Raw genomic sequence first — 2,387 nt, 5'->3', positions numbered from 1 at the left:
TGGGGGAGCCACTGCCCGGCGAGTGAGAAGTGGCTCCCGGCCCGCTCATGGTCAGGCCCAGACCTGCTCGACCGGCGTCACCTCATGCGGCGGCGCGGCCGGGACGGCGGGCGCCGGAGTGCGCGAGAACCGCGGCGCGGGCGCCGGCCCCATGTCCCCGCCGACCTCGACGAAGGTCTCCCTCGCCGTCATATGGGGATGGGACAGCGCCTCGGTGTAGGTCAGCACCGGGGTGGTGCAGGCGTCGGTGCCGTAGAAGAGCTCGGCCCACTCGTCGCGGGGCTTCTCGGCGAACTTTCCGGCGATGATCTCGCGCAGTTCGTCCCAGCGGTCCATGTCGAACTGTCCGGGCATGCCCTCGCCGTCGATGCCCATCAGTCGCGCGAACTCCGCGTAGAACTGCGGCTCGAGGCAGCCCACGGCCATGAACCTGCCGTCTGAGCAGGTGTAGACGTCGTAGAACGGGAACCCGGTGTCGAGCATGTTGGTCCCGGCGACGTCCGACCACTGGTCGCGGGCACGCATGGCCCACTGGAACTGGCCCAGCACGGAGGCGCCGTCGGTCATGGCGGCATCGATGACCTGGCCCTTGCCGGACGTGGCGCGCTCGATGATCGCGGCGAGGATGCCCTGGATGAGGAACATCGACCCGCCGCCGAAGTCGCCGACGAGGTTGAGCGGCGGCACGGGGCGCTCGCCCTTGCGGGCGGTGGCGTTGAGATGGCCGGTCAGCGAGATGTAGTTGAGGTCGTGGCCGGCGGTGTGCGCGAGCGGGCCGTGCTGGCCCCAGCCGGTCATCCGCGCGTACACGAGCCGCGGGTTGGACTCGAGGCACTCGTCGGGACCGAGGCCCATCCGCTCGGTGACCCCGGGGCGGAAGCCCTCGACCAGCACGTCCGCCTTGGCGATGAGACCGCGCACCTGCGCCAGGCCCTCGTCGCTCTTGAGGTTGGCCTCCACCACCGTCCGGCCGCGGCGGGTGATGTGCGCCCAGCCGCCGACCTGGGTGTCGAGCTCCCCGGGGCGCATGACGGTCACGACGTCGGCCCCCAGGTCCGCCAGCATCATGCAGGCGTGGGGGCCGGGGCCGATGCCGTTGAGTTCGACGACGCGGATGCCGGCAAGGGGGCCGGGGGAGGCAGTGGTCACAGGTGTGCCCTTTCGTGTGGCGTTGCACACACGTTATCGCCTGCCGGTCCGCGGGAGCGGGGGAGCACGCGATAGAGGCCGGCGACGGGGGTCTACTAGCGTGGGCGCCATGACCGCAGCGCACGATCCCCTCGCCCCGCCAGTCGTCGACCGCGTCGGTACGCCGGGCACCCCGGAGGCCACCCGCGTGATGCTGCTGGGCTCCGGTGAACTGGGCAAGGAGGTCACGATCGCGCTGCAACGGCTGGGGGTCGAGGTGATCGCGGTGGACCGGTACGCCGGCGCCCCCGCCCACCAGGTCGCGCACCGCAGCCACACCATCGACATGACGGACGCCGACGAGGTGCGCCGGGTGGTGGAACTCGAGAAGCCGCAGGTGATCCTGCCGGAGATCGAGGCCATCGCCACCGCAGCGCTGGCGCAGATCGAGCAGGACGGGCTGGCCCGGGTGGTCCCCACCGCCCGTGCCGTCCAGCTGACCATGGACCGTGAGGGCATCCGGCGCCTCGCCGCCGAGGAGCTGGGCCTGCCGACGAGCCGCTACGCGTTCGCGTCCTCGCTGGAGGAACTGCAGGAGGCGTGCTCCCGGATCGGGTTCCCGTGCCTGGTCAAGCCCACCATGTCGTCGTCGGGTAAGGGACAGTCGTCCCTCCACGGTCCCGAGGACGTGGAAACGGCATGGAACTACGCGCAGTCCGGCGCCCGAGTCGCGGGGGCGCGCGTGATCGTGGAGTCGTTCGTGGACTTCGAGTACGAGATCACCCTGCTCACCGTCCGCAGCGTGGACCCGCGGACGGGGGAGATCCGGACCGACTTCTGCGAGCCGATCGGTCACCGTCAGGAGCGCGGCGACTACGTCGAATCGTGGCAGCCGCAGGCCATGACGCAGGACGCCTACGACTCGGCGCGCTCGGTGGCGGCGCGCGTGACCGGCGCCCTCGGCGGGGTGGGCGTGTTCGGGGTCGAGCTGTTCGTCCAGGGCGTGGACGTCTACTTCTCCGAGGTCAGCCCGCGGCCGCACGACACCGGTCTGGTGACGCTGCGCAGCCAGGTCCTCAGCGAGTTCGACATGCACGCGCGGGCCGTCCTGGGACTGCCGGTGGTCACCACCATGTCCAGCCCGGGCGCGTCGGCGGTGATCTACGGCGGGTCCGGTATCGGCGGCGGCGAGGACAGCTCCGCAGGCGGGACGGCCGAGGGGGTCGGGTTCGAGGGTGTGGCCCGCGCGCTCGCCGTGC

General features: G+C 71.6%; 2 protein-coding genes. One reads left to right on the top strand and one right to left on the bottom strand.

Annotation, left to right across the window (positions count from 1 at the left end):
- Positions 1-51: 51 nt before the first annotated feature.
- On the bottom strand, positions 52-1,149 hold the full coding sequence (locus G6018_RS13475) for a CoA transferase (protein WP_182639881.1): 1,098 nt from the start codon (positions 1,147-1,149) through the stop codon (positions 52-54).
- Between the two features lie 109 nt (positions 1,150-1,258).
- Between G6018_RS13475 and purT the strand changes: the two genes are divergently transcribed.
- The coding region (purT, locus tag G6018_RS13470; protein WP_182639880.1) for a formate-dependent phosphoribosylglycinamide formyltransferase at positions 1,259-2,387 on the top strand (1,129 nt) is incomplete at its 3' end.

Origin of the sequence: Dietzia sp. DQ11-44 (genome assembly GCF_014145205.1) — a bacterium.
In the GTDB taxonomy this organism is placed as follows: Bacteria; Actinomycetota; Actinomycetes; order Mycobacteriales; family Mycobacteriaceae; genus Dietzia; species Dietzia natronolimnaea.
Note: the sequence above shows the minus strand (reverse complement) of the source record. Positions and strands in the feature narration are given on the sequence as shown.